Source organism: Bradyrhizobium japonicum USDA 6 (genome assembly GCF_000284375.1).
GTDB lineage: Bacteria > Pseudomonadota > Alphaproteobacteria > Rhizobiales > Xanthobacteraceae > Bradyrhizobium > Bradyrhizobium japonicum.
In genome coordinates, this window is the sequence record NC_017249.1 from 6997711 (window position 1) to 7024368 (window position 26658).

The 26658-nt window shown below is 65.2% G+C and carries 22 protein-coding genes and 1 pseudogene; 8 read left to right on the top strand and 15 right to left on the bottom strand.

The features are described from left to right. Positions 1-54: 54 nt before the first annotated feature. On the top strand, positions 55-834 hold the full coding sequence (locus BJ6T_RS32820) for an enoyl-CoA hydratase-related protein (RefSeq protein ID WP_028169749.1): 780 nt from the start codon (positions 55-57) through the stop codon (positions 832-834). A 196-nt stretch (positions 835-1030) separates the two neighbouring features. Here the strand turns inward: BJ6T_RS32820 and BJ6T_RS32825 are convergent, their stop codons facing one another. The 3 genes from BJ6T_RS32825 to BJ6T_RS32835 are packed head-to-tail and all read right to left on the bottom strand — an operon-like array spanning position 1031 to position 3177. Continuing rightward, entirely contained in the window at positions 1031-1402 is a 372-nt protein-coding gene (locus BJ6T_RS32825; RefSeq protein ID WP_014496876.1) for a DUF6285 domain-containing protein, read from the bottom strand. 3 nt (positions 1403-1405) lie between these two features. Further along, complete coding sequence (locus tag BJ6T_RS32830) at positions 1406-2392, bottom strand: phosphotransferase family protein (protein WP_014496877.1); 987 nt, start codon at positions 2390-2392, stop codon at positions 1406-1408. After that, positions 2389-3177 carry an enoyl-CoA hydratase/isomerase gene (locus BJ6T_RS32835; protein ID WP_028169750.1) on the bottom strand — a complete coding sequence of 263 codons (789 nt, stop codon included), beginning with the start codon at positions 3175-3177 and terminating at the stop codon, positions 2389-2391. The genes BJ6T_RS32830 and BJ6T_RS32835 overlap by 4 nt, the downstream gene beginning before the upstream one ends. Positions 3178-3357: 180 nt before the next feature. Between BJ6T_RS32835 and BJ6T_RS32840 the strand changes: the two genes are divergently transcribed. The 4 genes and pseudogenes from BJ6T_RS32840 to BJ6T_RS32855 all read left to right on the top strand — a co-directional run bounded on the left by BJ6T_RS32840 (position 3358) and on the right by BJ6T_RS32855 (position 7028). After that, complete coding sequence (locus tag BJ6T_RS32840; RefSeq protein WP_014496879.1) at positions 3358-4137, top strand: SDR family NAD(P)-dependent oxidoreductase; 780 nt, start codon at positions 3358-3360, stop codon at positions 4135-4137. Between the two features lie 112 nt (positions 4138-4249). Continuing rightward, the gene (locus BJ6T_RS32845; RefSeq protein WP_014496880.1) at positions 4250-4630 is read left to right on the top strand and encodes a VOC family protein; all 381 of its coding nucleotides are present in this window, start codon (positions 4250-4252) and stop codon (positions 4628-4630) included. Between the two features lie 299 nt (positions 4631-4929). After that, positions 4930-6207: an acyl-CoA dehydrogenase family protein gene (locus BJ6T_RS32850; protein WP_014496881.1), complete on the top strand. Its 1278-nt coding sequence runs from the start codon at positions 4930-4932 to the stop codon at positions 6205-6207. A 204-nt stretch (positions 6208-6411) separates the two neighbouring features. Next, positions 6412-7028: pseudogene (locus BJ6T_RS32855) on the top strand (flavin reductase family protein). 169 nt (positions 7029-7197) lie between these two features. On the opposite strand, the gene yghU reads toward BJ6T_RS32855, so the two are convergent. Together yghU and BJ6T_RS32865 are read right to left on the bottom strand one after the other, a co-directional pair. Continuing rightward, positions 7198-8073 (bottom strand): glutathione-dependent disulfide-bond oxidoreductase, encoded by an 876-nt coding sequence (gene yghU, locus BJ6T_RS32860; protein ID WP_014496884.1) that lies wholly within the window; start codon positions 8071-8073, stop codon positions 7198-7200. Between the two features lie 173 nt (positions 8074-8246). Continuing rightward, on the bottom strand, positions 8247-9902 hold the full coding sequence (locus tag BJ6T_RS32865) for a flavin-containing monooxygenase (protein ID WP_014496885.1): 1656 nt from the start codon (positions 9900-9902) through the stop codon (positions 8247-8249). 255 nt (positions 9903-10157) lie between these two features. Here BJ6T_RS32865 and BJ6T_RS32870 point away from each other — a divergent pair, with 255 nt between their 5' ends. Together BJ6T_RS32870 and BJ6T_RS32875 are read left to right on the top strand one after the other, a co-directional pair. Next, entirely contained in the window at positions 10158-11291 is a 1134-nt protein-coding gene (locus BJ6T_RS32870) for a nitronate monooxygenase (RefSeq protein WP_014496886.1), read from the top strand. 124 nt (positions 11292-11415) lie between these two features. Beyond that, positions 11416-12930, top strand: a complete 1515-nt coding sequence (locus BJ6T_RS32875) for an acetyl-CoA acetyltransferase (RefSeq protein WP_014496887.1) — start codon at positions 11416-11418, stop codon at positions 12928-12930. 37 nt (positions 12931-12967) lie between these two features. On the opposite strand, the gene BJ6T_RS32880 is transcribed toward BJ6T_RS32875, so the two are convergent. The 6 genes from BJ6T_RS32880 to ltnD form a co-directional block, all read right to left on the bottom strand. Beyond that, positions 12968-14170, bottom strand: a complete 1203-nt coding sequence (locus BJ6T_RS32880) for an efflux RND transporter periplasmic adaptor subunit (RefSeq protein WP_014496888.1) — start codon at positions 14168-14170, stop codon at positions 12968-12970. Then, positions 14157-17336 carry an efflux RND transporter permease subunit gene (locus BJ6T_RS32885; RefSeq protein ID WP_014496889.1) on the bottom strand — a complete coding sequence of 1060 codons (3180 nt, stop codon included), beginning with the start codon at positions 17334-17336 and terminating at the stop codon, positions 14157-14159. The genes BJ6T_RS32880 and BJ6T_RS32885 overlap by 14 nt, the downstream gene beginning before the upstream one ends. A 243-nt stretch (positions 17337-17579) precedes the next feature. Further along, positions 17580-19271, bottom strand: coding sequence for a methyl-accepting chemotaxis protein (locus tag BJ6T_RS32890; protein WP_014496890.1), 1692 nt, complete (start codon positions 19269-19271; stop codon positions 17580-17582). Positions 19272-19441: 170 nt separating this feature from the next. After that, on the bottom strand, positions 19442-20719 hold the full coding sequence (gene otnK / locus BJ6T_RS32895; protein ID WP_014496891.1) for a 3-oxo-tetronate kinase: 1278 nt from the start codon (positions 20717-20719) through the stop codon (positions 19442-19444). Beyond that, complete coding sequence (otnI, locus tag BJ6T_RS32900; RefSeq protein ID WP_014496892.1) at positions 20716-21498, bottom strand: 2-oxo-tetronate isomerase; 783 nt, start codon at positions 21496-21498, stop codon at positions 20716-20718. Before otnI ends, otnK begins: the two co-directional genes overlap by 4 nt. A 16-nt stretch (positions 21499-21514) precedes the next feature. Continuing rightward, positions 21515-22489 (bottom strand): L-threonate dehydrogenase, encoded by a 975-nt coding sequence (ltnD, locus tag BJ6T_RS32905; protein ID WP_476077857.1) that lies wholly within the window; start codon positions 22487-22489, stop codon positions 21515-21517. Positions 22490-22537: 48 nt separating this feature from the next. Between ltnD and otnC the strand changes: the two genes are divergently transcribed. Continuing rightward, positions 22538-23221 carry a 3-oxo-tetronate 4-phosphate decarboxylase gene (gene otnC, locus BJ6T_RS32910; protein ID WP_028169752.1) on the top strand — a complete coding sequence of 228 codons (684 nt, stop codon included), beginning with the start codon at positions 22538-22540 and terminating at the stop codon, positions 23219-23221. A 123-nt stretch (positions 23222-23344) separates the two neighbouring features. On the opposite strand, the gene BJ6T_RS32915 is transcribed toward otnC, so the two are convergent. The 4 genes from BJ6T_RS32915 to BJ6T_RS32930 are packed head-to-tail and all read right to left on the bottom strand — an operon-like array spanning position 23345 to position 26622. After that, entirely contained in the window at positions 23345-24049 is a 705-nt protein-coding gene (locus BJ6T_RS32915) for an ABC transporter ATP-binding protein (protein WP_014496895.1), read from the bottom strand. Next, on the bottom strand, positions 24033-24764 hold the full coding sequence (locus tag BJ6T_RS32920; RefSeq protein ID WP_014496896.1) for an ABC transporter ATP-binding protein: 732 nt from the start codon (positions 24762-24764) through the stop codon (positions 24033-24035). Before BJ6T_RS32920 ends, BJ6T_RS32915 begins: the two co-directional genes overlap by 17 nt. Then, complete coding sequence (locus BJ6T_RS32925; protein ID WP_014496897.1) at positions 24761-25744, bottom strand: branched-chain amino acid ABC transporter permease; 984 nt, start codon at positions 25742-25744, stop codon at positions 24761-24763. Before BJ6T_RS32925 ends, BJ6T_RS32920 begins: the two co-directional genes overlap by 4 nt. Beyond that, complete coding sequence (locus BJ6T_RS32930; protein ID WP_014496898.1) at positions 25744-26622, bottom strand: branched-chain amino acid ABC transporter permease; 879 nt, start codon at positions 26620-26622, stop codon at positions 25744-25746. The genes BJ6T_RS32925 and BJ6T_RS32930 overlap by 1 nt, the downstream gene beginning before the upstream one ends. Positions 26623-26658 lie beyond the last annotated feature (36 nt).

A 26658-nucleotide genomic window follows, 5' to 3' on the forward strand; every position in this document is an offset into this window, starting at 1 on the left:
ACGCGCGCTAGTATGTCCGCAATATTCCTTCACGAGAAAATGCGGGAGCGCGCGATGGATCTGAAATTCTCAAAGGTGGAACGCAAGGGGCCGATCACGATCATCACGCTGTCGCGGCCCGAGGTCTACAACGCGCTGCACATCGATGCGCATTTCGAGCTTCAGAAGGTGTTCGACGATTTCTCGACCGACGCCGAGCAGTGGGTCGCGGTCGTCACCGGCGCCGGCGACAAGGCGTTCTGCGCCGGCAACGATCTGAAATGGCAGGCGGCGGGCGGCAAGCGCGGCTGGGACAAGGGCGGCTTTGCCGGCCTCACCTCGCGCTTCGACTGCGACAAGCCGATCATCGCCGCGGTAAACGGCGTCGCCATGGGGGGCGGCTTCGAGATCGCGCTCGCCTGCGACCTGATCATCGCGTCCGAGAATGCGACCTTCGCCCTGCCCGAGCCACGCGTCGGCCTCGCCGCACTTGCAGGCGGCCTGCACCGCTTGCCGCGCCAGATCGGCCTGAAGCGCGCCATGGGCATGATCCTCACCGCGCGCCATGTCAGCGCCAAGGAGGGCCATGAGCTCGGCTTCGTCAACGAGGTGGTCCCGCAGGGCGAGGCGCTGTCGGGCGCATTGCGCTGGGCTGAGATGATCACCAAGAACTCGCCGATGTCGATCCGGGCGTCGAAGCAGACCATCCAGAAGGGGCTTGCCGTATCACTGGAACAGGCGATCGAGGAGCAGCGCGACTATCCGGCGGTGAAGGCGATGGTGGCCTCGCAGGACTATATCGAGGGCCCGAAAGCGTTCTCGGAGAAGCGGCCGCCGAAATGGGTGGGGAAGTAGGAAGTCTCTCCGCCACGACGACGGGCGTTCCCAACATCACCGCTGTCACGCCCCCGCTTGACCGGGGCATTCGGTACGCCGCAGCATCTGGGTTCAATCACTGCCGTCTCTGGAATACTGGATCGCCCGCCCCTGTGCGCAATTGCGCACGAGGCGGGCGATGACGGCGAGTATGGAGCGCGGCCGCCCGACCCGCCTATCGCCCCAGCTCCCGCTTGTATGACGCGTAATTCGGCTGATCGACCGCGAGCTTGTCCATCGTGGTCGCCCACAGATGCTCGGCAAGTCCCGGCGTTGCGAGGTCGATCTCGCCCCTGGCGATGCGATCGGCGAGCGCGCGGTTGAGATCGGCGACCGAGCCGTCCATGCCCAGCAGCGCACGCAGCCGCTCGACCTCCCTTGCATCGCCCCCCTCCTCCTGCGTCAGCTGCCGCGTGACGAGGTCGAGGATGTTGACGGCGACGCGCAGCTTGAAGGCCTGATGGCCGGAGATCAGCGGCGTGATGTCGTTGCGGAGGAAATCGGCGACCGCCTTGATCAGCTCGATCGGGGTCGGTTCGTCCTGCATGTGTCAGCTCCCGCGCGGTGCCAGCAGCCGCAACAGATCAATCTCGGTCTCTGAGGCGCGGCGGCCGATCATGGCGCGCTCCATGGAATGGTCAGGCCCCTCACGAAACCGCTGCATCATGCCGCCGCACATGATGCCCCAGCGCAGCGTGCCCATCACTTCCCAGAATTTGACGCGCGACGGGTCGACTTTGCGGCCTGCCGCTTCGTAGCCCGCGAACAATTCCTCGCGTGTGCCAAAACCGCCCACCGGCTTGTCGATCTCGCCAAAGCGCCAGGAGTTGACGCAGACCCAGCCGAGATCCTCCATGGGATCGCCGAGATGGGCGAGCTCCCAGTCGAGCACCGCGCGGACGCCGTCGGCGCCGATGATGAGATTGCCGTTGCGGAAATCGCCGTGCACCAGCGTCGTCTCTGCCGAGGGACCGGGATCATGGTCGCGCAGCCAGCGCAGCGCCAGCTCGAACACGGGCTTTGGCCAGCTCAGGCTGCGATAGTCGCGCTCGAACTCGCCGATCTCCTGGGTCGCGGACCGGCTGCGCAGTTCGGGCAGCTTGTCCTGCGGCAGCTTGTGCAGGCCGGCGAGCACGCCGCCGATCTGCCGCGCGAGACGCGGCCGCGCCGCCGCGTACTCATCATCGCGCAGAATCTTGCGGGCGATGGTCTCGCCCTCGACCCGCTGCATGATGAAGCCGGTGCCGAGATTCTCGTCCGGCGTCAGCACGTGCATGACGCGCGGCGACGGAACGCCGGCCTCGAAAGCGAGCTGCATCAGCCGCGCCTCAGCCGCAAGGCCCGCCGCGCGCGTCGGCGCGGCGCCATAGCCCTTCGGCGAGCGTCGCAGGATCGCGCCGATCGGCCCATCGGGATGCTCGATGTCGAAGCGCCAGGTTTCCTGGCTGGCGCCGCCGGACAGTTTTGCCGCGCCGGTGACGCCGGTCGCCCCTTCGCACCAGCGCGCGACGCTGCGGGAGAGCTCGGCCTCGATCATTTGCCTTTGAACTGCGCCGGGCGCTTCTCCAGGAACGCGCCAACGCCCTCACGGAAATCGTCCGTGTCGCCGGCGCGCAGCTGGCACTGGAATTCGAGATTGAGCTGATCCTCGAACGAATTTTCGGGGCTGTCCCAGTAGAGCTTGCGGATCAGCGACAGCGCGACCGTCGGACCGCTGGCAAGGTCGCGCGCGAGCTTCATCACCTCCTCCATCAGCACGCCGTCGTCGTAGACGCGGTTGACGAGGCCCCATTCCAGCGCCTTCTCGGCCGGCAGCCGCTCGCCCATCAGCGACAATTCGATCGAGCGCGCCCGGCCGACGAGGCGCGGCAGCAGCCAGGTCGACCCGCAATCCGGCACCAGGCCGATGCGACGGAACGCTTGGAGAAAGTAAGAGGACCGCGCGCACAAAATCATGTCGCCGAGCAGCGCGAAGCTCATGCCGGCGCCGGCCGCCGGGCCGTTGACCGCAGTGACGATCGGGCAGTGCAGATTGCGGATGCGGCGCAGGAAGGGATGAAAGCCGGTCTCCAGCGTCAGGCCGGCCTTGGTCTTCTTCGACTGGTTGTTGCGACCCTGGAGATTCGCGCCGGTGCAGAACGCCCGCCCTGCGCCGGTCAGCACCACGCAGCGCACCTCGCCCTTCTTCTCCTCGATCGCGTCGAGCGCATCGGAGAGGCCGCCCAGCATGTCCATGGAGACCGCGTTCATCACCTCCTGATGGTCGAGCCGGAGGATCGCGACCGAGCCATCGAAATCGAGCGTGACGTGTTTGAACTGCATGGTTTCCTCGTCAGTTGGTACTAGCGATGTTTCGCAGACCGGAATTGGTTTTGCCGGGGGCGCATATTTGATTTTTGTCGCGGCCTTGTCCATGGTGGTCCGAACATACCTTGTCGTCGTATCGCACAATCTTGCGCGCACAGGCTGGCGCGCGCCCGTGCCCAAAACAGGAAACGCGCCATGAACCTTTTCGACCTCAGCGGCCGCGTCGCCGTGATCACCGGCGGCAATGGCGGTATCGGGCTCGGCATCGCGCAGGCGCTCGCCGGCCAGGGCTGCAACGTCTCGATCTGGGGCCGCAATCCTGACAAGAACAAGGCTGCTGCCGCGAGCATGACGGGGCTATCAGGCAAGGTCGACACCCGCGTCTGCGACGTCACCGATCCGGCTTCGGTCAATGCCGCGATGAAGGCGACGCTCGACGTTTTCGGCCGGGTCGACGGCTGCTTTGCCAATGCCGGCATCGGCGGTGGCGGCCGGCGCTCCTTCATCGAGCGCACCGAGGAAGAGTGGCGCACGATGTTTGCGACCAATCTCGACGGCGTGTTCCACGCGTTCCAGGCCGCCGCAAAACACATGACCGAGCGCGCCAATGCCGGCGATCCCTTCGGCCGGCTGGTCGCGACATCGAGCCTCGCCTCGATCTTCGGCACGGCGCGCAATGAGCATTATGCTGCGACCAAGGCCGCGATCAACGCGCTGGTGCGCGCGCTCGGCGTCGAGCTGGCGCGTCACGGCGTCACCGCGAATGCGATCCTTCCCGGCTGGATCAAGAGCGACATGACCGCGGGCATCATGGCCAACGAGAAGTTCGTGGCCAATGTGATGCCGCGCATTCCGATGCGGCGCTTCGGCGAGGCCAGCGATTTCGGCGGCATCGCGGTGTATCTGATGAGCAAGGCGTCGTCGTATCACACCGCGGATACGTTCGTGATCGACGGCGGCTATACGGCGTTTTGATTTCTCGTAGCCCGGATGGAGCGCAGCGCAATCCGGGGGCTTTCCAAAAGTAAGCAATATCCGGATTTCGCTACGCTCCATCCGGGCTACAAACTCTGAGGGCAAGGGCAAAATGTTTTCACACATCATGATCGGCACCAACGACCTCGACAAGGCCAAGACGTTCTACGACCAGCTGCTCGGCACGCTCGAGGTGCGCCCGGCCAGGGTCGACGGCCATCGCATCTTCTACATCACCAAGACCGGCGTGTTCTCGGTGACGAAGCCGATCAACGGCGAGGCCGCCACGTGTGCGAATGGCGGCACCATCGGCTTTGCCGCTAACTCGCCTGAGCAGGTCGACAAATGGCACGCCGCCGGTGTCGCCGCCGGCGGAACGCCGATCGAGAATCCGCCCGGCATCCGCGAGGGCGCAGGGAACAAGCTCTACATCGCTTATTTGCGCGACCTCGACGGCAACAAGATCTGCGCGATGCATCGGATGGCGAACTAGGCCTGCGACATCCACCGCTGTCATGGCCCGGCTTGACCGGGGCATCCAGTACGCCGCGGCCTTTCGGCTCAATCACGGCCGCCTCTGGAATACTGGATCGCCCGATCAAGTCGGGCGATGACGGCGGAGATTGGCGCGCGGGCACGCGGAAACACTCGACACGTTCAAACAACATTTCAAACGCTCTCGCGATATTCCATCGCATGGCATGGGTCGCCTGAAAAAATGCGCGCTCGCGCTTTGGCCGCGCTGCGACTATTCTGCGGCCCAACGCGATCTCAGTGACCCCGGGAGGAACAATGACAAAGCACGCCTACATACCCCGCACCACCAACTACACCCTCAATCCCGGCGACGAGCTCAACGATCTCCGCATGTCGGACCAGGTCCGGCCGCTCTACGACCACGTCAGGAAGTTCATCCGCGACACCGTCGAGCCGATGTCGATCGAGTTCGCCAAGGCGGGCGAAGGCAAGCAGGACCGCTGGAGCTTCACGCCGAAGCAGCTCGAGGTGCTCGAGGTCGCCAAGAACAAGGCGAAGAAGGAAGGTCTCTGGAACTTCTTCCTGCCCGATGACGAGACCGGCCAGGGCCTGAAGAATCTCGACTACGCCTATATCGCCTCCGAGCTCGGCAAGAGCCCGCTGGCGTCCGAGACCATGAACTGCTCGGCGCCGGACACCGGCAACATGGAAGTGCTCGAACGCGTCGGCACCAAGGAGCAGAAGGAGAAGTGGCTGAAGCCGCTGATGAACGGCGAGATCCGCTCGGCCTATGTCATGACCGAGCCGAACGTCGCCTCCTCCGACGCCAAGAACATTTCGACGACCGCAAAGCTCGTCGGCGACGAATGGGTCATCAACGGCGAGAAATACTACATCTCCGGCGTCGGCGATCCGCGCTGCAAGATCCTCATCGTGATGGTGAAGACCAATCCGGATGCGGCGCCGAGCAAGCAGCAGTCGCAGATCCTGGTGCCGCGCGACACGCCCGGCGTCGAGGTGCTCGGGCCCATGTACGTGTTCGGCCAGGACCACGCCCCGCGCGGCCACATGCACATGCGCTTCAACAACGTCCGTGTGCCCAAGGAGAACATGCTGCTCGGCGAAGGCCGCGGCTTCGAGATCTCGCAGCTCCGCCTCGGCCCGGGCCGCATCCATCATTGCATGCGCACGATCGGCAAGGCCGAGAAGGCGCTGGATCTGATGGTGCAGCGTGGCCTCACCCGCGAGGCGTTCGGCAAGAAGATCGCCCATCTCGGCGGCAACATGCAGATCATCGCGCAGGCGCGCTGCGAGATCGAGGCGATGCGGCTGATGGTGCTGAAGGCCGCCAAGGCCATGGACGTGCTCGGCAACAAGGAAGCCCGCGTCTGGGTCTCCATGGTCAAGGCCATGGTGCCGGAGCGCGCCTGCAAGATCATCGACCAGTCGATCCAGATGCACGGCGCCACCGGCATCTCGCACTGGACCCCGCTCGCCGAGATGTACCAGGACGTCCGCCACCTGCGCTTCGCCGACGGTCCGGACGAGGTGCACTGGATGGTGGTGGGACGCCACGAGCTGAGCATGGCGTAAAGGTCTCGCCTCTCTCTTTCCCTCTTCCCGCTTGCGGGGCCGCGACGAGCTGCGCTCGCGCTGAGAGGGTCAGGGTGAGGGGGAGCCTCCGCAAGGACGATGACAGTCGGACTCGCGGAGAGGCCCCTCACCCGGATCGCATCTTCGATGCGATCCGGCCTCTCCCCGCAGGCGGGGAGAAGCGAAGAAAGCAACGGAGCCACCATGGAATACGCCGCCAGCGACCTGACGCCACGCGAGCGCTACAAGGTGCTGACGTCCTTCATCCTGCCACGGCCGATCGCGTGGGTGACTTCGGTCGGGCCGACCGGAATCGTCAACGCCGCGCCGTTCAGCTTCTTCAACGCCTTCTGCGAAGATCCGCCGCTGTGCATGTTCGCGGCAAACCGGAAGCCCAACGGCCAGGACAAGGACACGTTTCTCAACATCCAGCGCACCGGCGAGTTCGTGGTCAACCTCGCCGACGAGCCGCTAGCGAAAGCCATGCATGAGAGCAGCGGCGACTTTCCCCCGAAGTGGGCGAGCCCGACTATCTCGGGCTGAAGCTCGCACCGTCGACGAAGATCGCCGTACCGCGGCTCGCCGACACGCCCTGGGCGATGGAGTGCAAGCTCTGGAAGATGATCGACGTCAACGACGATCGCCGGCTCATCATGGGCGAGGGCATCCACTTCCATATCCGCGACGAACTATGGGACGACAAGGCGATGAGGGTGCACATGGACCGCTATCACCCGATCGGCCGCATGTTCGCGGATCGCTACTGCCGCACGGATGATCGCGTGGTGTTCCCGGCCGCGGAAGGGGCGAAGGGGAAGTAGGCCGCGGGTACTTCTCTTACCTCGCCCGCTTGCGGGGAGAGGTCGGATTGCATCGAAGATGCAATCCGGGTGAGGGGGAGTCTCCGCGAGTCCCAACTGTCACCGCCCTCGGGGAGACTCCCCCTCACCCCAACCCTCTCCCCGCAAGCAGGGCGAGGGAGTAAAGCACCTACGTTGCAGGCTCGATCTTGTCCTGCGTCTTGGTGTCGAAATCGCCGGCGTCGTGCCGCTCGTGGAGCTGGCTGGCGGGATCGCCGGAGACGCGGTTGACCATGCGGCCGCGCTTGACGGCCGGGCGCTTGGCGATCTGGTCGGTCCAGCGCTGCACGTGCTTGTAGTCCTGCACCGACAGGAATTCGCCGGCGCCATAGACCAGCCCCTTGGCGAGCGCGCCGTACCAGGGCCACACCGCGATGTCGGCGATGCTGTATTCATTGCCCGCGAGGTACTCGTTGTCGGCAAGGCGCCGGTCGAGCACATCGAGCTGGCGCTTGACCTCCATCGCAAAGCGGTCGATGGCGTATTCGATCTTGGTCGGCGCGTAAGCATAGAAGTGACCAAAACCGCCGCCGAGATAGGGCGCGCTGCCCATCTGCCAGAACAGCCAGGACATCGCCTCGGTGCGGCTCTTGATGTCCTTCGGCAGGAAGGCGCCAAACTTCTCGGCGAGGTAGACCAGGATCGAGCCGGATTCGAACACCCTGACAGGCTCGGGACCGGAGCGGTCCACCAGCGCGGGAATTTTCGAGTTCGGGTTGATGTCGACAAAGCCGCTGCCGAACTGGTCGCCATTGCCGATCCTGATCAGCCAGGCATCGTATTCGGCGCCCTTGTGGCCGAGCGCCAGCAGCTCCTCCAGCATCACCGTGACCTTCACGCCATTCGGCGTCGCCAGCGAATAGAGCTGGAAGGGATGCTTGCCGACCGGCAGCTCCTTGTCGTGGGTGGGACCGGCGATGGGCCGGTTGATGCTGGCGAACTGCCCGCCGTTCTCCTTGTTCCAGGTCCAGACTTTGGGCGGCACGTAGGCGGGGGCGTCGGTCATGCGGGGGCTCCGGCGAAAAGATGCGCCTGCATTAATTAGCCCGCGAATGGCCGATGGCAAGGGCGCAGAAATGCATTGCCGGGCGGGGCAACTCTACGTTTCGTCATGGCAGGCCACTTCCCCGCCGTCGTTCCGGGCTCACCGCCCCGCGACACCCCGGAAGAACGGGACACCTAAGACGCCGCGGCCTGCGGCTGCTCGGCCCGCCCCAGCAAAAACCCCTCATATCCCTTCGCCGCGACCTCGTCGCAGATCCGGCGGTAGACGCCGACGCCGCCGATATAGGGCATGAAGATGCGCGGCTTGCCTGGGATGTTGGCGCCCATGTACCAGGAATTGGCCTGCGGATAGAGCGTGCCGTAGGCGACCTCGTTGACATGGGCGACCCACTTGTCCTCGGCCTCCCCGCTTGCCTCCATGGTGGCAACACCCTGCCTGCGCATGTGGACGAGGCAATCGGCGATCCAGTCGACATGCTGCTCGATCGAGACGATCATGTTCGAGAGCACCGACGGACTGCCGGGGCCGGTGATGATGAAGAGGTTCGGAAAGCCCGCGCTCATCAGCCCGAGATAGGTCCTCGGGCCTTCCGCCCATTTCTCGTTCAACGTCCGTCCGCCCGGGCCACTGATGTCGATCTTCGCGACCGAGCCGGTCATGGCGTCGAAGCCCGTCGCCATCACCAGCGCGTCGACCTGGTGGTCCCTGCCTGCGACGCGCACGGCATTCGCCGTGATCTCCTCGATCGGATTGGTCTTGATGTCGACCAGCGAGACGTTCGGCCGGTTGAAGGTCGCGAAATAATCCGTATCGATGCAGATGCGCTTGGTGCCGATCGGATGGCTGTTGGGCTGCAGCAGCTTCGCGGTTTCGGGGTCCTTCACGATCTCGGCGATCTTGCCGCGCACGAAGTTCGCCGCGGTATCGTTCGCGGATCGCTCGAGGCCGAGATTGTTGTAGACATACATGAAGGTGAGCCCGCCGCGCTCCCAGCGCGCCGAATATTTGCCATTCCTGGTCTCGTCACTGTCGTCGAGTGCGCCGCGATCGGGCTGCTCGGCGAAAATGCCGTTGCGTGCGACTTCGCGGGCGAAGCGGCGGATCTCCGGATAGGTCCTGCGGAAGTTGTTGCGTTCTTCGTCGGTCAGCGCGGCGTTGCGCGCAGGAATCGAAAAATTCGCCGTGCGCTGAAACACGGTGAGATGTCGTGCCTGCTCGGCAATGATGGGGGCCGACTGGATACCCGATGAACCGGTGCCGATGAGGCCGACGCGCTGACCGGTGAAATCGACCGGTTCATGCGGCCAGCTGCCGGTATGGTAGACAGGTCCCTTGAAGCTCTCGAGGCCCTTGATGTCGGGCTTGCGCGCGTTCGAGAGGCAGCCGGTCGCAAGCACGATGAACTGCGCTTCAACCGTCTCGCCGTCGGACGTCGTCACCGACCAGCACTTCGCGTGCGCGTCGAACGCCACGCGCTCGACGCGGGTGTCGAACTGGATGTCGCGGCGAAGATCAAAACGATCGGCGACGTGGTTGGCGTAGTTCAGGATCTCCGGCTGCGGCGCGTAGCGCTCGCTCCAGTCCCACTCCTGCTGAAGCTCTTCCGAGAACGAGTAGGAGTACTGCATGCTCTCGACATCGCAGCGCGCGCCGGGATAGCGATTCCAGTACCAGGTGCCACCGACGCCACCACCCTGCTCATAGACGCGCGCCGAGAAGCCAAGACCGCGCAGGCGGTGCAGCATGTACATGCCCGCAAAGCCCGCTCCGACGACGACCACGTCGTAGGCCTTCACGGTTCGGACCGGACTCGCTTGCGCTTGCGACATCGGTTGGCGCTCCCTCGCTGTTTTCTCTTTGTTTGCACCAGCATTCTCACAGGCCCACAAAAGCGCAAGAGGCAAATCGGCGGGCTCCGGTCTGCTTATTTTGTGCAGCGGAATGGCTCATCCGCCGCGTGGCGTCTGCACGCAAGATGCGCGACCAAATCCGGCTTGGCATCGCGGGTGACGATGAGCTAGCGTCGAAGCGCCCTCGCTCAAGCAAAGCAACAACAGCAACGCGACGGCTGCCGGGAGAGAGCTATGAAATCGCCGATCTGCGACATGCTGGGCATCGAGTTCCCGCTGCTCGCCTTCAGCCATTGCCGCGACGTCGTTGCCGCCGTCAGCCGTGCCGGCGGCTTTGGCGTGTTGGGTGCCACCGTGCACACGCCCGACACGCTCGAACGCGAGCTGAAATGGATCGACGATCATGTCGACGGCAAGCCCTACGGCATCGACGTCCTGATCCCCGAAAACATCTCGACCGCAGGCGAGAAGGACGTCACCTGGAAGAGCCTGGAGGCGCGCGTGCCGCAGGAGCACCGCGCCTACACGCGCGACCTCCTGAAGAAGTACGACATCGAATTGACGACAACCGATGTAGCCGACAACCAGCCGCAACCGTTCGACGCGAAGACCGCACTTCAGCTGCTCGAGGTCTCCTTCAACCATCCGATCCGATTGATCGCCAATGCGTTGGGCGTGCCGCCGAAGGCGATGATCGAGATGGGCAGGAAGCACGGCGTGCCGGTTGCCGCCCTCGTCGGCGCCAAGGAACATGCGTTGCGCCAGGTCGCGGCCGGGGTCGACATTCTCGTGGTGCAGGGCACCGAGGCCGGCGGCCATTGCGGCGAGGTCTCAACCCTGGTGCTCGTGCCGGAGGTGATCAAGGCGATCAAGAAGATCCGCGACGTGCCGGTGCTCGCGGCCGGCGGCATCATGACGGGACGGCAGATGGCCGCCTGCATGGCGACGGGCGCGGCCGGCGCTTGGACCGGTTCGGTGTGGCTCGCCACTGTCGAGGCCGAGACCACGGAGATCTTCCGCGAGAAGATGATCGCGGCGTCCTCGCGCGACGCGATCCGTTCGAAGGGGCGCACCGGCAAGCCAGCACGCCAGCTCCGCTCGGTCTGGACCGATGCCTGGGACCGCGCGCCGGAAAGCCCCGGCGCGCTGCCGATGCCGCTGCAAAGCGTCATTAGCCGCGACGCCTTCAACGCGATCGACCGCGCGGCGGCGAGTGGCAACGCCAAGGCGTGCGACCTCGTCAGCTATTTCGTCGGCCAGGGCGTCGGCCTGATCGACAGCGTGAAGTCGGCGGGCGCCGTAGTCCAGGAGTTCAAGGAAGAGTTTGCCGAGGCCGTCGAGCACATGAATGCGCTGGTGGCGGAGTAGCAAGCACATCGTCATTGCGAGCGAAGCGAAGCAATCCAGGACTGCCTCCGCGGATACATTTCTGGATTGCTTCGTCGCTTTGCTCCTCGCAATGACGAAACAACTAACATCGTGAATCGAGATTATGACTGACAAGACCAATATCCCCGAAGACCGCATCCCCGTCATCGTCGGCATCGGCGAGATCATCGACCGCCCCAAGGAGATCACCGACGGCCTCGAGCCGTTGGATCTGCTCGAACAGGCACTACGGCGGGCCGAACAGGACGCCGGCGCAAAGCTGCTTGGCGAGGTGCAGTCGCTCGACGTCGTCAACTTCCTGAGCTGGCGCTATCGCGATCCGGAAAAGCTTTTGGCGCAGCGGCTCGGCATTGCGCCGGCGCATTGCTATTACGGCCCGGTCGGCGGCGAGAGCCCGATCCGCTACCTCCACGAGGCAGCAAAGCGCATCGCGCGTGGCGAATGCACGGTGGCCGCAGTCTGCGGCGCGGAGGCGCAATCGACCGCGACCAAGGCGGAGCGCGCTGGGGTCAAGCTAGCCTGGACGCCGTTCGCCCATGACGTCGAGGAGCCCAAGCGTGGGGCGGCCTTCCAGAAGCCGCTGGCGGCGAAGCTCGGCGTGTTCCGTCCCGTCACCGTATATCCATTCTATGAGTCCGCCTCATCCGCCCATTGGGGCCAGACCCCGCGCGAAGCCATGGCAGAGTCCGGCACCCTGTGGTCGCGCTACTCCGAGGCCGCCGCCGAAAACCCCAACGCCTGGCTGAAGCGGCGCTATGCGCCGGACGAGATCACGACGCCGACGGCGGACAACCGGCTGATCGCGTGGCCCTACAACAAGCTCATGGTCGCCAACCCCAGCGTCAACATGGGCGGCGCGCTGCTGCTCACCAGCCTCGCCAGGGCGCGCGCGGCCGGCATCGCGGAGGACAAGCTGGTGTACCCGCTCGGCGGCGCCTCGGCCGAAGAGCCGCGCGATTATCTCCTGCGCGATCAGTTCCATGAAAGCCATCCGCAGAATGCGGTGCTGAAGGCGGCGATGGATCTCGCCGGCGGCGACGGCAAAAAGTTCGACGCGATCGAGCTCTATAGCTGCTTCCCCTGCGTGCCCAAGATGGCGCGGCGGACTCTGGGCCTCAGCGCCGACGTGAAGCCGACCGTGACCGGTGGCCTCACCTTCTTCGGCGCGCCGCTCAACACCTACATGACGCATGCGGCCTGCGCGATGGTGCGGCGTGTGCGCAATGGTGCCAAGCTCGGGCTGCTCTACGGCCAGGGCGGCTTCGTCACCAAGCACCACGCATTGGTGGTGTCGAAGACGCCGCGTGAGGCGCTGGCGCAGGAGACGAGCGTGCAGGCAGAGGCCGACCGCAACAAGCGCGCGGTGCCCGAGTTCGTCACGGATGTCTCGGGCAGGGGCAAGGTCGAGAGCTTTACCGTGCTCCATCGCCGCGGCGGCGAGGTCGAGCACGGCGTGGTGATGCTGCGGACGGAAGATGATCGACGTACGCTGGGGCGCATCGCGGCCAGCGATACCGCGACTCTGGCGCACTTGCTGAACATGGATCGCACGCCGGTGGGTTCGCTCGGCGAGATCACGATGGCTACGGATGGCGTGCCGGAGTGGCGGGTCGGTTAATCTCCCTCTCCCCGCTCGCGGGGAGAGGTGAAGAAGTCTAGCCCTTCGGCGCCTGCTTCTCCGACGCCGTCGCCGGCTTGCCCTTGGCGCCGGCCCCGGTCACGCGAACCTGGTCGCCGTCGGAAAGGCCATCCGGCGGGACAGTGATGACGCGGTCGTCGGGCGCGATGCCCGAGGCGAGTTCAACCTCTTTGCCGAGATCGCGCGCGATGGTCACGGTCTTGAATTGCACCTTGTCGTCCGCGCCGACGGTCGCGACGCGCAGGCCGCTGCCGTTGAAGATCAGGGCGCTGGCGGGAATGCTCAGCGGCGCGGTGTCGCGCTGAAGGTTGAGCTTCACGCTGGCATAGCCGCCGGGCATCAACTCGCCGTTGGAATTGTCGAGCCGAAGCTGCATGCGGGTGGTGCCTGAGGCGACGTCGACGGCCTGCGAGGACGCCTCGACCGTCGCCTGGAATGTCCGGTTCGGGTATTCCGGCATGACCATGGTGGCCTTGGCGCCGATCTTGATCGCCGGCACGTAGTTCTGGGGAACGTTGACGTAGACGCGCAGCTTGGTGATGTCGGAGACCACGAACATCGCCGGACCGGAGCCGCCGCCGGCGTTGATCAACGCGCCAACGTCGGTATCGCGCGCCGTGACCACGCCGTCGAACGGCGCGGTGATCTTCTTGTAGCCGGCCAGCGCCTCGAGGCGTTCGACGTTGGCCTGGCCTGAGTGGACGGCTGCGTTCTTGTTGGAGAGATCGGCGGTGCGCTCGTCGATCTCCTGCGCCGAGACGAAGTTGGAGGCGACCAGCGTCTTGCGCCGGTTGAGCGTGGCTTCCGAGAGCCTGGCACTGGCCTGCTGGCTGGCGAGGTCAGCACGGGCCTGAAGCAGTTGCTGGTCGAGGTCGGGCGCCTCGATCTCGGCGATCACCTGCCCCGCCTTGACGCGCGCGCCCATGTCGACGCTCCAGCTCTTCAGATAGCCGGAGACGCGCGCGAAGATCGGCGCGCGGTAATAGGCTTCCAGACGGCCCGGCAGGTCGATGGTGGCGTTGAGAGCCTTCGCATTGGGCAGCGTCACGACGATGCTGGGAACGGCCTGATCGTCGGTCCACTCCTTCAGCTTGGAGCCCTGCTCCTCGCGGGCACGAATGCCGGTGCCGACAACGAGGCCTGCCGCAATCAGCGCCACCACGCCGAAGATGCCCAGTTTCCGGTGCGACACCGGGGAGCGGGGTTCAGTGGGCGACATGCGGAGTCTCCAATGGGGCGGCGGCTTTGGCGCCTTGTTTCTTGTGTACCATACTGAACACCACGGGAACAAACATCAGCGTGGCGAAAGTTGCAAAGATCAGGCCGCCGATCACGGCGCGGCCAAGCGGCGCATTCTGCTCGCCACCCTCCCCGAGCCCCAGGGCCATCGGCGCCATGCCGATGATCATGGCGAGCGCGGTCATCAGCACCGGGCGGAACCGGACGAACCCGGCCTCGAGTGCAGCGGCGATGGGGTCACCGAGCTCCTCGTAGCGCTCGCGGGCGAAGGAGATCACGAGCACGCTGTTGGCGGTGGCAACGCCCATGCACATGATCGCGCCGGTCAGGGCGGGCACCGACAGCGTCGTCTCGGTCATGAACAGCATCCAGACGATGCCGGCGAGCGCGGCCGGCAGCGCCGTGATGATCACGAACGGATCGGACCAGGACTGGAAGTTCACGACGATCAGGAAGTAGATCAGCACGACGGCGCCGAGCAGACCGAACAGAAGACCGGTGAAGGCGCTGTTCATGGTCTGCACCTGGCCGAGCAGCACCACGGAGGAGCCCTTCGGCACGTCCTTGGCGGTGTCGGCGATCACCTGGCGGATGTCGGCGGCGACCGCGCCGAGATCGCGGCCCGAGGTCGTGGCAAAGATCTGCACCATCGACTGGATGTCGTATTGCGACACCACCGCGCTCGAGGTCGAGCGCTTGATGTCGGCAATGCCGCCGAGGATCGGCGATTGAGAATTGCCGGCGGCCGTGATCGGCAGCGTCTGGAGCGCGCTGAGCGAGTCGATCTGATATTGCGGCGTCTGCATCACGATCGAGTAGGACACGCCGTTGTCGGGGTTGAGGTAGTAGGTCGGCGCCACCTGCGAGGAGCCGGCGAGATTGACCACGAGGCTGTTGGTGACGTCGCGCTCGGTCAGGCCGACATATTGCGCGCGGGTGCGGTCGACGTCGATGTTGAAGGTGGGATTGTTCGGCGACTGCTGGATGCGCGCATCGGCAACGCCCGGAATCCTGCGAACCTTCGCCAGCAGGCTGTTGGCGTAGGCAAAGTTGGCGTTGATATTGGCGCCGCGGATCTGCAGGTCGATCGGCGCCGGCGCGCCGAAGTTCAGGATCTGGCTGACGATGTCTGCGGGGAGGAACGCGAAGCTGACGCCGGGGAACAGGCGCGGCAGCTGCTCGCGCAACACGCGCACGTGCTCTTCCGTCGGCTTGTGGCCCTCTTTCAGCTTGATCTGGATGTCGCCGTCCTGCGGGCCGATCACGCCCGTGTTGTTGTAGGTCATGTTGATGCCGGAGATCGGCATGCCGATGTTGTCGGTCAGCGTCTCGATTTCGCCGGGGATCAGCTTGCGGATCGCCTTCTGGACGTCGGCGAGCTGGTTGGCCGTCTCCTCCACGCGGGTGCCGACCTGGGTGCGGACATGCATCAGGATATTGCCGGCATCGACCGCCGGGAAGAAGTTGCGCCCGAGGAACGGCACCAGCGCGAAGGACGCGCCGACCACGCAGAGGAAGCCGATCACGAACACCGCACGGTGCGCCAGCGCGAGCCCGAGGAAGTCATGGTAGCCGCCGCGGATGCGCTCGAACCTGGCCTCGAAACCGCGCTGGAACCAGACCAGCGGATTGCGCGACTTCGGCGGGCCGCCCTCGTGATGGACGTGAGCCTGCAGCAGATAGTTCGCCATGGTCGGCACCAGCGTGCGCGACAGGATGAACGACCAGATCATCGCGAACATCACGGCTTCGGCCATCGGCACGAACAGGAAGCGCGCGACGCCGGAGAGGAAGAACATCGGTACGAACACGATGCAGATACAGAGCAGCGAGACGAAGGCCGGCGTCACGATCTGGTTGGCGCCGTCGAGGATCGACTGCTCGACCGGCTTGCCCTGCTCCAGATGGTAGTTGATGTTCTCGATGGTCACGGTGGCGTCGTCGACGAGGATGCCGACCGCGAGCGCAAGGCCGCCGAGCGTCATGATGTTCAGCGTCTCGCCGATCGCCGACAGCATGATGATGGCGCCGAGCACCGAGAGCGGGATCGAGACCGCGATGATGACCGTGGAGCGCCAGCTGCCGAGGAACAGCAGGATCATGACGCTGGTCAGCAGCGCGGCGATCACGCCTTCGACTGCGACGCCTTGAATCGCGCCGCGGACGAACACCGACTGGTCGCCGATGAAGCCGATCTTCAGCGCGTCCGGCAGCTGGTCCTTGACGTCGATCACCTTCTGCTTGATGCCGGCGATGATATCGAGCGTCGAGGTCGCGCCCGCCTTCAGCACCATCATCAGCACCGAGCGGTTGCCGTCGACATGGACGATGTTGGTCTGCGGCGGATTGCCGTCACGCACGGTCGCGACGTCGCGCACATAGACCATCGCGCCGTTGACGGTCCTGATCGGCAGATTGCCGAGCTCGTCGATCTTGAGCGGCGAGTTGTTGAGCTGGATGTTGTATTCGAACTGGCCGATCTTCTGGGTGCCGACCGGCGTGATCAGGTTTTGGGCGGCGAGCGCGTTGGCGACGTCCTGGCCCGACAGGCCACGGGCCTGGAGCGCGGTCGGATCGAGGTCGATCTGGATTTGGCGCTGCTTGCCGCCGAACGGATACGGGATCGCCGCGCCGGGCACGGTGACCAGCGGGGTGCGCAGATTATTGATGCCGATATCGGCGAGGTTCTGCTCGGTCAGGCCATCGCCCGACAAAGCCACCTGGATGATCGGCACGGTCGAGGCGGAGTAGTTCAGGATCAGGGGCGGCGTTGCGCCCGGCGGCATCTGTTTCAGCAGCGTCTGCGAGATCGCGGTGACCTGCGCGTTGGCGGTGCGGATGTCGACGTTCGGCTGGAAGAAGATCTTGATGATGCCAAACCCGTTATAGGAGTTGGCGGTAATGTGCTCGATGTCGTTGACGGTCGTCGTCAGCGCGCGCTGGAACGGCGTGGTGATGCGGCCGGACATCTGGTCCGGCGGCAGGCCGGTGTACTGCCAGACCACGCCGATCACGGGGATGCGGATGTCCGGGAAGATGTCGGTCGGCGTCCGCAGGGCCGCGAGCGGCCCGATGATCAGGAGCAGAAGCGCGAGCACGACAAACGTGTAGGGTCGGCTCAGGGCAATACGGACCAGAGCAATCATTGGTCAGGCAATTCCAAATCGGGGACAGGGAACACGCCCCACGGGTTCCTAGGGCTGATTTACCCGAACACCGCGGAAATGGCCAACGACGGCGCCGCCCCTTGCGGTCACTTCCCTGCTATCGCACTGCGAAATCGCATTCCAGATATGCAGCCTGCGACCGGAAGATTACGGAAGCGGCTTACCCCCGTAAAAAAGCGGCGCCCGCAGGCGCCGCTTTCAGAACCGCGATCGTGTCCCGGCTTAGGCCGCGCGGACGTTGGTCAGGAACTTGCTGACCTCGGTCTTGAGGCGGCTCGAGTCGTTGGACAGCATCTGCGCTGCCGACAGGACCTGCGAGGAGGCCGTGCCGGTCTCGGTCGCACCGCGCTGCACGTCGGTGATGTTGGAGGAGACCTGCTGGGTGCCCTGCGCCGCCTGCTGCACGTTGCGGGCGATCTCCTGGGTCGCTGCGCCCTGCTCTTCCACCGCAGCCGCAATCGCCGAGGAGATTTCGGAGAGACGCTCGATGGTCGAGGAGATCTCCTTGATGGCGCCGACCGAGTCGTTGGTCGCCGCCTGGATGCCGGAGATCTGCTGGCCGATCTCGCCGGTCGCCTTGGCGGTCTGCTCGGCAAGCGCCTTCACCTCGGAGGCGACCACCGCGAAGCCGCGGCCGGCTTCACCGGCACGCGCCGCCTCGATGGTGGCGTTCAGCGCCAAGAGGTTGGTCTGGCCGGCGATGGTGTTGATCAGCTCGACGACGTCGCCGATGCGGGAAGCCGCCTTGGACAGTTCGCTGACGCGCTCGGTGGTGGCACGGGCCTGGCCGACGGCGTCGCCCGCCATCCGCGCCGATTCCTGCACCTGACGGCTGATCTCGCCCACCGACGAAGCCATTTCCTCGGTGGCAGAGGCCACCGACTGCACGTTCGTGGATGCTTCCTCCGAGGCCGCGGCGACCGTGGTCGCCATCCGCTGCGAGCGGTCGGCGGTCGAGGTCAGCGTCGAGGCGGAGGCTTCGAGCTGGGTCGAGGCCGACGACACGGTCTGGACGATCTCGCCGATCATCGTTTCGAAATCGCGGGTGATGCCGTCGACGCGGCGGCCGCGCTCGATCTTGGCTTCGGCATCGGCGGCGGCGGCCTCATCGGCAGCTTTCTTGGCGATCAGCGCCTCCTTGAAGATTTGGAGCACGTCGGCCATGGCGCCGATCTCGGTCTTCTCGCCGCGATGCGGGACTTCGGCGGAGAGGTCGCCCTTGCCGAGCGCCTGCATCGGCTCGGTGATCGAGTTGATGCCGGCGGAGACGTCCTGGACCAGGTAGAAGCTGACGCCGATGCCGATGATCACAGCGGCGCCGAGGATGATCGAGACCAGCATGAAGGCATAGAAATAGCTGTCGGCGGCATCCAGGGCAGCCTGATCCCCGCCCTTGGTGTTGAGCTCGATGTCCTTCCTCAGGATCTCGTCGGCCTGCAACCCGATCTTATTGACCGTCTTGGTATTCAACTCATGCGCCTCGTGCGGGACCTTGCCGGCCTCCTTGCGTGACAGCGCCATGACTTCTTGGGTGCCCTGCTTGTAGGCGTCCCAAGCCTTGGACCACTCCTTGTAAAGAGCCCGCTCCTCAGGAGAGGTAATCATGGGCTCGTAGGCCTGACGGAACTTGGTGTTCGACTCAACCACCGTCGCCAGCGTCTTCTCCGCCGCAAGCTTCTCTTCGAGAGTCTCCGACAACATGTGCTCGCGGATCACGTTGCGGTAGGTGATCACGCCGGCACGCAAGTCGCCGAGCACCCGGACGCTGGGCAGCCAGCTTGTGGTGATGTCGGTCGTGTTGGCGTTCATCGCCCGCATCTTCGTGACGGCGAGCAGGCCCATGCCGGTCATCGCGACCAGAAGGAACGCCACGACACTGATGATCTTGGCGCGAATGGAGATGGTGGCGAACATAATCGGGTCTCGTTGTGCTGGCGCGGGCGCGCGTCCGGGAGGTCTTAACAATCAACCAAAAGGAGCGACGCCGACATCAGACAACAGAGCGACTGAGCAGATGTTAACTACGACTCCGTTCGAGTACGGAGCCTGAAAGAAATGAACAGGCAGCTAAGAACGCCCTGCGCTCAGCGCATGAGCCCAAGCGCGTCCGCGAAGAATTCCGGCCCACCGAAATTTCCGGACTTCAGCGCGAGCAGCATATCGCCTGCTTCAGCGCCGACGGCGCGCAGCACCGGGACGCCCGCAGCGATCTCCGCGCCGACCAGGAAGCCGGGAATCCCGAGGCGATCGACGACGGCGCCGGAGGTCTCGCCGCCAGCCACGACCAGCCGCCTGACGCCTGATTTGACTAGGTTTTCCGCAATGTCGGCCATCGCCTGCTCGATGGCGTGACCGGCCGCATCGCGGCCGTGGCGCGCCTGCAGAGCGGCAACCTGATCCGGTGTCGCGCTCGACGCGATCAGGACCGGACCGTCGGCAAGTCGCGGCTTGGCCCAGGCGATCGCGCGCTGCACTTCGTCCGCTCCCGTAAGAATACGGTCCTGATCGAGATGGAGCACCGCCATGACGCGTTCGGCATTGGCGATCTGCTGAAGCGTCGCCTGCGAGCAGCTTCCGGCGAGGCAGGCTGCCGGTCCGCCGACGGCGGCGTCCGCCCCGCCGCTGCCAGCGGCCGACTTGACCTTGCCCGTCGAGACCAGAGCCCGCGCCAGTCCGAGGCCGATGCCGGAGGCGCCGACCGACAGCCGATGCTGAGCAGCGACGAGGCCGATGGTCTCGAGGTCACGGTCGAACACGGCATCGATGATCGCGGCACCGGTGCCCTTGCCTGATAATTCGGCCAGCCGAGTCCGCACCGCCTCCGCGCCGCGGGTGACGGTCGCGAGGTCGACCAGGCCCACCTGCGTCTTGCTCTGGCGTGCCAGCACGCGCACCAGGTTGGAATCGCGCATCGGGTTGAGCGGATGGTCCTTGAGCGGGCTCTCGTTCAGCGGCACGGCGCCGACGAACAGATTGCCCTGATAGACCGTGCGGCCGGTCTCCGGGAAAGCCGGCGTCACCAGCACGACGGCCTCGCCGCTATCGGCGCGCAGCGCGTCCATCACCGGGCCGATATTGCCCGCATCGGTGGAGTCGAAGGTCGAGCAGATCTTGAACAGCACATGGCCCGCACCGCGGCCACGCAGCCATTTCTCCGCCGCGCGCGAGCGCGACACGGCAAGGCCTGCCTCGATCGAGCGACTCTTCAGCGACACCACGACGGCGTCGACTTCGGGCAGCGCGAGATCGTCCGCGGGCACGCCGATGGTCTGCACGGTACGCAGGCCCGCGCGCGTCAGCGTGTTGGCGAGATCGGAAGCGCCGGTGTAGTCGTCGGCGATGCAACCCAGCGCAAGCGTCACGGCTTCACTCCCGCATAAGGCTTGAACCAGGCGAGGCCATCGGTGGTCTTGCCGCGCGGATTGTATTCGCAACCGACGAAGCCGGTATAGCCGAGCCGGTCGAGCTCGGTGAATAGGAACGGATAGTTCAGCTCCTCGCCGTCGGGCTCGTTGCGGGAGGGAACGCTGGCGATCTGGATGTGCCCGATGATCGGCATCATCTCACGCAGGCGCATGGTGACGTCGCCGTGGATGATCTGGCAGTGATAGATGTCGAACTGGAGCTTCAGGTTCGGAAGCCTCAGCTCTTGAATTAGATCGCGCGCGAAGCCGAAATCGTTGAGGAAGTAGCCGGGCACATTGCGCGCATTGATCGGCTCGAGCACGATGTCGATACCGTGCGGAGCGAAGAACTCCGAAGCCCACGCCACCGACTTGTAGAACGCCTCGATCGCGACGCGCTCGCCGCGGTTGGCAATGCCCGCCATCAAGTGCAGCCGCTTGACACCGGTCGCCTTGGCGTAAGGCAACGCGGTCTCCAGGCTCGCCTTGAGATCGGCGAAGCGCTGGGGAAGAGCCGCAAAGCCTTTCTCCCCGGCATTCCAGTCGCCCGGCGGCAGGTTGAACAGCGCCTGTGTCAAACCGTTGCGCTTGAGGCGCTCGCCGACCACTTCGGCCGGATGCTCGTAGGGAAAGAGGAATTCGACCGCGGTGAAGCCCGCTTGCGCGGCGGCGTCGAAACGGTCGAGGAACGGCACCTCGGTGAACATCATCGAGAGATTGGCGGCGAAACGGGGCATCGGAATCCTCTTGGCTCTACTTGTCGCCGGGAAGTTTTACGCCGGTAACCTGCGCATACATGCGCGCGACCGAGGCGTCGTCATCGCGGCCCATGCCGGCAGCTGACGTCATCAGGAACATCTGGAGAGCGGCGGCCGAGACCGGCACCGGGAATCGGGCGCTGCGCGCCATGTCCTGGATGATGCCGAGGTCCTTGACGAAGATCTCGACCGCACTGCGCGGCGTGTAGTCGCCGTCGAGCACGTGCGGCATGCGATTCTCGAACATCCAGGAATTGCCGGCTGAGGCCGTGATCACCTCATAGACCTTGCGGATGTCGAGGCCCTGCTTGGCCGCGAACGCCATCGCTTCGCTGGCGGCGGCGATATGCACACCGGCGAGCAACTGGTTGATCATCTTGAAGGCGGCGCCCTGCCCTGCGGCATCGCCGAGCTCGTAGAGTTTTGCGGCCATGGCATCGAGCGCCGGCCGTGCCTTTGCAAAGGCGGCGGGACTGCCGGAGGCAAGGATCGTCAGCTCGCCTTGGGCCGCGCGCTGCGCGCCGCCGGAGATTGGCGCATCCAGATAGTGACGGCCGGTCGCCTCCAACTGCTTTGCGAGGCGACGAGCCACATCCGGGTCCATGGTGGCGGAGGACAGGAAGACGCTGTCCTTCGGCAGGGTCTCGGCGGCGCCATCCTTGCCGAACAGGATGGTCTCGGTCTGCGCGGCATTGACGACGACGCTGACGACGATGTCGGCCCCCTTGGCCGCTTCCGCCGGCGTGCTGGCGCCCGCGCCGCCGTCCTTCACGAAGCGCGCCACCGCGTCGGCCGAGACGTCGCAGCCGGTCACGGCATGACCGGCGCGCTTCAGCGAGGTCGCCATGCCGAACCCCATCGAGCCGAGCCCGATGACGGCGATACGCTGATTTTGTGACGTGGAGGCGGACATGCAACTGACCCTTGCGAACGTTTCCTGGACGGCCGCCCTTTGCGGCGGCTCACTGATCCGAATAACACGGCTTGGCCGTGCTGCCAAAGCGTGAGACAAGCGGGCATGACGGCCATGAAAACTGAAACGAGCAACGAGACAAGGCTGCGTGAGGATATCTGCCGCTTCGGGCGGTCCTTGTTCGAGCGCGGGCTGACGCCGGGCTCCTCCGGCAATATCAGCGTCAGGCTGGACGGCGGCTGGCTAGTGACCCCGACCAACGCCTCGCTCGGCTTCCTCGATCCCGCGAAACTGTCGCGGCTGGACGATCAGGGCCGGCTGGTTTCGGGCGATGCGCCGACCAAGGAAGTTCCGCTGCACACCGCGCTCTACGACACACGCGGGAGTGCACGGGCGATCGTGCATCTGCACTCCACCCATTCGGTCGCGCTTTCGATGCTGCCCGAGATCGACCCGCGCGCCGCGCTGCCGCCGATGACGGCTTATTATCTGATGAAATGCGGCGCCACTGCGCTCGTGCCCTATTACCGCCCCGGCGATCCCGCGGTGGCGGATGCGATCAAGGGACTGGCGGGCAATTATTCATCCGTGCTGCTCGCCAATCACGGCCCGGTGGTCGCCGGCGACACGCTGGAGGCCGCGGTGTTCGCGACGGAGGAGCTGGAGGAGACGGCGAAGCTGTACCTGCTGCTGCGCGGGATGAACCCGCGATATCTGTCGCCGGAGCAGGTCAAGGACCTGGTGAAGGTGTTCGGGGTGACGCTGCCGGAGCATGGGCACGAGCATTAGGTGGCGCACGGTCATGGGCGGACTAACGCCGCCTCACCCACGCTTGTCATTCCCCGCGAGGATCGCCCGCCTTCGCGGGCGATGACACCGAGTGCTGGGACGTACGTGCCCAACACTTTGTGGCTACAGCCCCAGATACGCCTTGCGCACGTCGGGATTGCCCCTGATTTCGGCTGCCGGGCCCTGCATCAGCACGCGGCCTGTTTGCAGGATGTAGGCGCGGTCGGCGATCTCCAGGCACTCGGCCATGCGCTGCTCGACGATCAGCACGGTCATGCCGGCGTCGCGGATGCGCAGTACCGCCTGGAAGATTTCGTCGACCAGCTTCGGCATGATGCCTTGCGAGGGCTCGTCCAGCATCAACAGCCGCGGGCGCGTCATCAGCGCGCGGCCGATGGCGAGCATCTGCTGCTCGCCGCCGGACAGCGTCTCGGCGCGTTGCTCCAAACGTTCCTGGAGACGCGGGAACAGCGTGAACACGAGATTGAGCGGCCCCTCGCGGTCGGCGTCACCGCGGTACAGATAACTGCCGAGGCGCAGATTGTCGCGCACCGACAGACGCGGAAACAGGCGGCGGTTCTCCGGCACATAGGCGATGCCGGTGGCGGTGACGTGATGCTGCGCCATGCCGTCGAGCCGCTTGCCGTCGAACGTCACCGTGCCCGAACGCGGGCGCTCGGCGCCGGCGATGGATTTGAGCAGCGTCGACTTGCCCGCGCCATTGGCGCCGGCGACGCAGACGATCTCGCCCTTCTGGACCTCGATCGAGACCGCGGAGATCGCGACCAGACCCTGATAGGCGGTCGTGACTTCATGCACCGACAGCATGACGATCTCCCAGATATGCGCTGATCACCTTGGGATCGCGGACGACGTCGGAAGGCTTACCCTCGACCAGCACCTTGCCGAGGTCGAGCACGATGGCGCGGTCGACCAGCGGCATCACGATCTCCATGACGTGCTCGACCATCAAAACGGTGATGCCGGCATCGCGCACCTTGCGCACCAGCGCGACGCCGGTCTGCGCCTCGGTCGGCGTCAGGCCGGTGAGGACTTCGTCCAGCAGCAGCAGCTTCGGTTCGGTCGCCAGCGCACGGGCGACTTCGAGGCGGCGTTTCTCGGCCGGCACGAGATCGCTCGCGAGCACGTCGGCGCGCGCGGCAAGGCCGGTGAATTCGAGCACCTCATGCGCCTTGCGGCGCGCCTCGCGCATCACGGTGTTGCGGACGAGAGCACCGACGATGACGTTGTCGATGACAGTCATGGTCTCGAAGCTCTTGACCACCTGGAAGGTGCGCCCGACGCCGCGCTGGCAGCGCTCTGCCGCCGGCATGTTGGTGACATCCTCGCCGTCGAACCAGATCGACCCCTGCGTCGGCGGCAGGACGCCGGCGATGAGATTGAACAGCGTCGACTTGCCGGCGCCGTTCGGCCCGATCAGACCGACGATCTCGCCGCGGCCGACCGAGATCGAGACATCGCTGTTGGCGATGAGGCCGCCGAACCGCTGCCAGACGCCGCGGGTTTCAAGGAGCGCAGTCATCGCGTGGCTCCTTTTGCTTTCGAACGTGAGAACAGGCTCACCAGACCGCGCGGCAGGGCAAGCGAGATCGCGACGATCAGGGCGCCATAGACGATGAGGTCAACGCCACGGCCTGAGCCGCCGATATAGGAGCGCGTCAGCTCCGTCATCGGGATCAGGATGGCAGCCCCAAGCACAGGCCCCCAGAGGGTGCCGATGCCGCCGAGCACGGCCGGCAGCGCCATCAGCAGCGAGAACTGGAAGCCCATCACGCTTTCAGGGTCGATATAGGCAAGAAACTGCGCATAGAACGCGCCGCCGATGGCGACGAGGAAGGCGGAGACCGCGGCCGCGCCCATCTTGGAGTTGAACACGACGACGCCGAGGCTCTCGGCCGCTTCCGGATTGTCCTTCACCGCGCGCCACCAGAAACCCCATTTGGAATCTTCGAGCCACCAGGTGACGAACCAGGCGAGGCTGCACAGCACCAGCGCGAAATAGAAGTACGGCAGCTTGCTGCGCATGAACTGGAATTTCAGCCAGCTGTCGCCGCGCACGGGAACGGTGATTCCCATCGCAGCCCCCGCCCATTCCCAGTTCTGGAACAAGAGCAGTCCGATCTCGGCGATGACGATGGTCGCAATCACGAAGTAATGGCCGCGCAGGCGGAAGAAGGGATAACCGAGCCCCATTGCGATGATCGCCGCAATCACGCCGCCGGCGAGCATGCCGAACCAGGGCAGCACGCCGAACTTGGTGAACAGCAGCTCGGTGGTGTAGGCGCCGATGCCGAAATAGAGCGCGTGTCCCAGCGAGATCTGCCCGCAATAGCCGGACAGGATGTTCCAGCTCTGCGACAGCGCCGCATACATCAGGGTCAGGATCAGGATGTTCTGAACGTAAACATCCTTGATCAACAGCGGAGCCAGCGCTGCGAGCCCGGCCAGCACGGCGGCGATGATGAGGTCGCGGCGGCGCCGCGCTGCAAAAGCCTTGTCCATCACATCGACCCGAACAGGCCGCGCGGCCGGATGAAGACGACGAGGAGATAGACGGCATAGATGCCGACGGACTTCAGCGATGGCGGCAGCACCAGCGCGGTCACCGCTTCGACCAGGCCGACAATGATGCCGCCGGCGAAGGCGCCGAACACGCTGCCGAAGCCGCCGAGCGCCACGGTCACGTAGGCGATCAGCGCGAACGACGCGCCGACATCGGGATAGATGTAGAAGAACACTGCCATGATCGCACCGGCGAGACCGACCAGCGCGGCGCCGAGGCCCCAGCCGAACGCGAACACGCGGTTCTTGTCGATGCCGACGAGCGCGACGGCGCCGGGATCCTCGCGGGTGGCTTCCAGCGCGCGGCCGAAGTCGGTGCGGTGGATGAAGAGGTAGAGCCCGGCGAAGGCCGCGATCGAGACCAGCGCGCCGACCAGTTGCGGCTCCGGCAGGAAGATGCCGGCGACCGAGATGGTTTTACCGCCGAGCCAGGACTGTGGAATGCTGCGATAGTCCGGCGTGAAGAAGTACTGCGCGAGGCCGCGCATCACGATCGCAAGGCCGAAAGTCGTGAAGATCTGCACCATGCCGGCATTGGCCTTGGCCCGCATGGCGAAGCGTACAAGGAGCAGATAGACCACCGCTCCGAACACGAACATCGCCGCGGCGACCAATGGGGCCGACAGCAGGGGATCGATCGCGAAGAACGCGAACAGGAAGAAGGACAGGTACATCGCGATCATCAGGAACTCGCCGTGGGCGAAGTTCGTGACGTCCATCAGGCCGAAGATCAGCGCGAGGCCGACCGCGATCAGTCCGTAGAGCAGACCCATCAGAAGGCCGCTCGCGAGACTCTGGATAATGGCTTGGGCTGTCAACTGTAGTCCCCCGTTCGAAACGTCATCGTTTGCTCC